The 5,107-nt window shown below is 69.7% G+C and carries 5 protein-coding genes; 3 read left to right on the plus strand and 2 right to left on the minus strand.

Annotated features, from left to right (window positions below; all coding sequences use genetic code 11):
- Window positions 1-381 (minus strand): saccharopine dehydrogenase NADP-binding domain-containing protein (locus ACYVE7_RS28685; RefSeq protein WP_460368956.1); only part of this gene is annotated, 381 nt, incomplete at its 3' end.
- A gap of 221 nt (window positions 382-602) precedes the next feature.
- Here ACYVE7_RS28685 and ACYVE7_RS28690 point away from each other — a divergent pair.
- A complete protein-coding gene (locus ACYVE7_RS28690) occupies window positions 603-1,160 on the plus strand; it encodes a DUF1345 domain-containing protein (RefSeq protein WP_460368957.1) in 558 nt (185 codons plus the stop codon).
- A 9-nt stretch (window positions 1,161-1,169) separates the two neighbouring features.
- Here the strand turns inward: ACYVE7_RS28690 and ACYVE7_RS28695 are convergent, their stop codons facing one another.
- Complete coding sequence (locus tag ACYVE7_RS28695; protein WP_460368959.1) at window positions 1,170-2,549, minus strand: NAD(P)/FAD-dependent oxidoreductase; 1,380 nt, start codon at window positions 2,547-2,549, stop codon at window positions 1,170-1,172.
- A gap of 110 nt (window positions 2,550-2,659) precedes the next feature.
- On the opposite strand from ACYVE7_RS28695, the gene ACYVE7_RS28700 reads away from it, so the two are divergent.
- Together ACYVE7_RS28700 and ACYVE7_RS28705 are read left to right on the plus strand one after the other, a co-directional pair.
- The gene (locus ACYVE7_RS28700; RefSeq protein WP_460368960.1) at window positions 2,660-3,583 is read left to right on the plus strand and encodes an aldose 1-epimerase family protein; all 924 of its coding nucleotides are present in this window, start codon (window positions 2,660-2,662) and stop codon (window positions 3,581-3,583) included.
- Complete coding sequence (locus ACYVE7_RS28705) at window positions 3,580-4,992, plus strand: glucose-6-phosphate dehydrogenase (RefSeq protein WP_460368962.1); 1,413 nt, start codon at window positions 3,580-3,582, stop codon at window positions 4,990-4,992. The genes ACYVE7_RS28700 and ACYVE7_RS28705 overlap by 4 nt, the downstream gene beginning before the upstream one ends.
- The last annotated feature ends 115 nt before the right edge of the window (window positions 4,993-5,107 follow it).

Genomic DNA, 5,107 nt, shown 5'->3' on the forward strand with positions numbered 1-5,107 from the left:
GGCGGCCGCCAGCAGATTGGTGAGCCCGGGCGCGAGACCGACGCTGACCAGCACCGGACGCGGCAGGTCGAGCCGCTCCAGCGCCGCCACATAGGCGGGCGTGGCCGTGACGTCCACGAACGCCGCGCCGTGCCGTGTCGCGAGCTCCGCCAGCCGCGGGTCCTCCGCCCCCGAGGCGTTGACGACGACGTCCACCCCGTCCAGCGCCGCGAGATAAGACGACAGACCGGGCTCGGCCAGGTCGACCCGCCGGTCGGCGCGGTCGGGGTCACGTCCCGCCGAGACGACGGTGTCGCCGCCCTCCCGCAGCAGCGGAGCCAGCCGACGGCCGACCGCACCGTAACCGCCCAGGACCAGCACCGCGCTCACAGGCTCACCCACCTGACCTCTCCCACCCCACGACAGTACGCCCATACCGTCGCACGGTACGGGCGTACTGTCCAGAGGTTCGCAACACCGCCAGGGGGTTCTCGGGGTTTCGGGCGGGTGAGGTTTATCGTGGGGAAGTCCGTGCGAGTGGTCGGTGGAATTGAGCGGGTGCTATTTCTTTGCCCTATCTTCGTATTGCGTGCCTTGCGTTCGGCGTCGCTGTTTTCGGGATCGTGAGCTGGTTCGTCAGCCTGCCGCTGGCGGCGATATCGGGGATCGTCGCGATGAGCGGATCGTTCATCGTGTTCGGGGTGGTCAGATTCTGGCCGATGCCGGCTGACGCGACCCTCGACAACGCCCGGCGGGAACTGTTCCACCCGCTGTTCCAGGAACTGCTCATCATCGGCGGAGCCATCGGGTGCCTGGCCGTCAGCGTGATCGTCCTGTCGATCCACCACGCCGGATCGAAGACCCTCGTCGCCTCGATGGGGCTGCTCGGAGTGTTCCTGAGCTGGGGGATGCTCCACCTCATGTACGCGATCCGCTACGCGCACCTCTACTACGGGCCTGCCGACGGCGGAATCAACTTCAACAGCGACTCGCCGCCGGCGTACCGCGACTTCTTCTATTTCAGCTACAACCTCGGGATGACCTACCAGGTCTCCGACACCGACGTGTCCAGCAGCATGATCCGCGCCGTGGTGCTGCGGCACACCCTGCTGTCCTACCTGTACGGCACGGTGCTGCTGGCCGTCACCATCAACACCGCCGCCGGTGTGCTGACCAACTGACGGCACCGGTCAGGCCTTCACCGAGGCCTTCGAGGCTTTCGCTCCGGTCTTGGCGCCGGTCGTCTTGGCGGCGACCGCGGCGTCGTCCGTCGCGCGGTCGGAGACCGGCGGGTAGATGCCGAGCTGCTCCGCCGCGGTCAGGTCGGCGTGCGACTCGGGCACCAGGCCGAGCGCGGTCGGCGCCGGCTGGGTGAGCCAGTGCAGCACCCAGTCCGACGCCAGCCGGATCCGGTTGCCGACCGACTCCAGGCTCATCAGGTGGTAGGCGCTCGCGACGGCCTTGGCCAGCGGCCCCGACATCGGGATGTGCAGCGGCAGCGCCACCCCCTTGAACCCGCCCAGGTCGGCGACCATGCCCAGGTCGTGGTGGCGGTAGGGCCGGAACTCGCCGAACCCCAGCGACGCCGCGACGTTGTTGGCCAGCGCCACGCCCTGCCGCATCGCGTGCTGGGCGGTCTGCGCGCAGACCTCCCCGTCCGAGGAGGTCAGGTCGGGGACGGCGGCGGCGTCGCCCAGGGCGAAGACGTCGGGGTGGCCCGGTACCGCCATGGTCGCGTCGACGACGAGCCGGCCCCGCTGGGTCGGCAGGCCGAGCCGTTCGATCAGCGGGCTGGCCGACACTCCGGCCGTCCAGACGAGCATCCCGCACGGGATCTTGGTGCCGTCGGTGAGGGTCACGGAGTCCTTCGTCACCTCGGTGATCGACGTCTGGAGCCGCACGTCGATCCCGGACGCGCTGAGCGCCTGCAGCGCCTTCACCGACAGCCGGTCGCCGAGCTGCGGCATCACCGTCGGCGCCATGTCGAGCAGCAGCCAGCGGGTGGCCAGGCCCGGCGCGGCCTCGGCGGCCAGCCGCTTGGCCTGCGCGATGTACTCCGAACCCGCCAGGCCCGCGCCGACGACGACGAAGGTGGTGAGCGCTTCGCGTTCGACGTGGTCGGTGGTGGTCCCGGCCAGTTCGAGGTTGGCCAGCACCCGGTCGTAGAGGAACGCCGCCTCGGTGATGGTCTTGAAGCCGTGGGCGTGCTCCAGCAGCCCGGGAATGTTGAAGACGCGGGTGACGGCGCCCGGCGCGAGGATCAGCCGGTCGTAGGCCATCGTGCGCTTCTTGCCGTCGGGGCCCAGCACGGTGACCTGGCGGGCGTTGAGATCGGTGTCGATGACGCTGCCCCGCACGAAGCGCGTCTTCCTGAGGTTGCGCAGCGGCACGGCGATCGACGACGGGTGGACGCGGCCGCCCGCCACGTGCGGCAGGAGCGGCGTGTACAGGTGATAGTTGTCGGGGTTGATCACGACCAGTTCGGCGGAGCCCCGCGGCAGGCGCCGCTGGAGCGCCTTCAGGCAGTGGAAGCCCCCGAAACCTGCACCGACTACGACGATTCTTGTCATTTCCCTGGTCTACCCGCCGTCCGCGCGCCGGATAGGGGAAATCTCCGATATTGCCGCGTTTTTGCATTGGGCGGCTTCTGCTGGTTTTTGGTCGGGGTAAATAGCGGGACATGACTACTTCTCCGCTGAGTGGCGAGCAATTCACGCTGTCCACAGGCGCCTACGAGGCCGTCGTCACCGAGTGCGGAGCCGGTCTCCGCTCCCTGACGAAGTCGGGGCTTCCCCTCGTCCTGACCTACGGCCCGGACGAGATCGCGCCCGCGGCCTTCGGCCAGCTCCTGATCCCGTGGCCGAACCGGATCGAGAAGGGCCGCTACACCTGGCAGGGCAAGCCGGAGCAGCTCATCATCAACGAACCGGAGTTCGACTGCGCCATCCACGGCCTGGCCCGCTGGATGCCGTGGACCACCGTCAGCAGGAGCGCCGACGCGGTGAAACTGTCCTGCGCGCTGCTCGGCAGCCCCGGCTACCCGTTCCGGCTCGCGCTGGAGGCCGAGTACCGCCTCGACGCCGAGACCGGGCTGACGATCCGGGTCTCCGCCCGCAACGACGGCGACACCGTCACGCCCTACGCCCACGGCGCCCACCCCTACATCACCGTCGGCGAGACCATCGACTCCTGCGTCGTGCAGGCGCCCGGCAGCCGCCACCTGCCCGTCGACAAGATGATGATCCCGCGCAACGGCACCGAGCCCGTCGAAGGCACCCCGTTCGATCTGCGGACGCCCCGCAAGCTGGGCGATCTGAAGATCGACCGGGCCTTCACCGGGCTGGAGCGCGACGAGCAGGGCCGCGCCTGGGTCCATCTCCAGGGCACCACCCGCACCACGTCGTTCTGGCTGGACGACGTCCAGCCCTGGCTGGAGCTGTACACCGCCGACGGCGTGCCCGACTCCGACCTCCGGATGGGTCTGGGCGTGGAGCCGATGACCTGCCCGCCGAACGGTTTCGCCAGCGAGACCGACGTCGTCGCCCTGCAGCCCGGCACGGCCTACAGCGGCTCCTGGGGCATCGTGGGAAGCGACAACCCGTGACCTCGCCGGAAGGCGGCACGCCCACGACCGCCGGGGTCTTCGTGCTGTTCGGGGTCTCGGGCGACCTCGTCAAGAAGATGATCTTCCCGGCGCTGTACCGGCTCACCGAGGCCGGCCGGCTGCACATCCCGGTCGTCGGGGTCGCCGCCGCCGGCTGGGACGACCTGACCCTCAGGGAACACGCCAGGGACGCGATCCGCGCGGCCGTCACCGACTTCGACGAGTCGGTGTTCGCGCGGCTCGCCGCCCGGCTCACCATGGTCTCCGGCGACTTCCTCGACGGCTCCACCTACGCCAGGATCGCCGACGCCGTCCGCGGCAAGGGCTTCGCCAGCTACTACCTGGCGATCCCGCCGTCGCTGTTCACGCGGGTCGCCGCCGGGCTGGCCGGGGCGGGCCTGAACAAGAACGCGCGGCTCGTGGTCGAAAAACCGTTCGGCCACGACCTGGCCTCCGCCCGAAGGCTGGACGCCGACCTCACCCGGTACTTCGACCAGGACCATCTGCTCCGCGTCGACCACTTCCTCGGTTCGGCGCCCATCGACGGGGTGAAGGCGGCCCGGTTCGCCAACACGCTCCTCGAACCGCTGTGGAACCGGTCGTTCATCTCCAGCGTGCAGATCAACCTGCTGGAGGACTTCGACGTCGCCGACCGGGGCTCGTTCTACGACGCGGTCGGCTGCGTCAAGGACGTCGTGCAGAACCATCTGCTGCAGGTGTTCGCGCTCGTCGCGATGGAACCGCCGAGCGTCGAGGACGCCTACGCCGAGCACATCGAGAAGTGGCGGGTGCTGCGCGCGACCCGCGCGATCGACCCGGCCGAGACCGTCCGCGGCCAGTACGACGGCTACCAGCAGGTCGAAGGGGTCAAACCGGGCTCGGAGACCGAGACCTACTTCGCGGCGAAGCTGTGGGTCGACAACTGGCGGTGGGCGGACGTCCCGTTCTATCTGCGCAGCGGCAAGGCCCTGCGGACCAACGCCACGGACGTCGTGGTGGAGCTCCGCAAGCCGCCGCTCGACCTGTTCGCCTCCACGGACGTCCCGACCCCGCCCGATCTCGTCCGCTTCCGGTTCGAACCGACCTCGGGGCTGACCTTCGACATGGTGCTGAAGGGCCCGCGCAACGGCGAGCCCGCGGCGATGGTCCCGGTGAACGTCGACTTCGAGCAGGTGCTCGGCCGGGAGGAGAAGCCGTACGAGAACATCATCGACGGCGCGATCACCGGCGACTCCCGCTGCTTCGCCAAGATCCACGCCATCGAGGAGTGCTGGCGGATCGTCTCCAGGGTCCTGGAACCGGACGGCCCGCCCGCCCCCTACGAGCCCGGCTCCTGGGGGGCCGCCGCGGCCGCCGCCCTGCTGGGCCCCGGCGGCTGGCACAACCCGCCGACGGCGAGCGGCACCTAGGCCGTGTCTTATGAATCTTCGGTCCTACTGCGCGACGGCCAGGCACGCACCTCGCGGGCTTGTCGTCGGTCACCAGCCAACCAGGCTGGCTCCCTCCTCCGCACCCCCGAGGCAC

It is taken from the genome of Actinocorallia lasiicapitis (genome assembly GCF_054778695.1).

Excerpts from the sequence above, each read along its gene's own strand:
- ACYVE7_RS28695 (WP_460368959.1), bottom strand. The coding sequence starts at position 2,549 with ATGACAAGAATCGTCGTAGTCGGTGCAGGTTTCGGGGGCTTCCACTGC.
- ACYVE7_RS28700 (WP_460368960.1), top strand. The coding sequence starts at position 2,660 with ATGACTACTTCTCCGCTGAGTGGCGAGCAATTCACGCTGTCCACAGGC.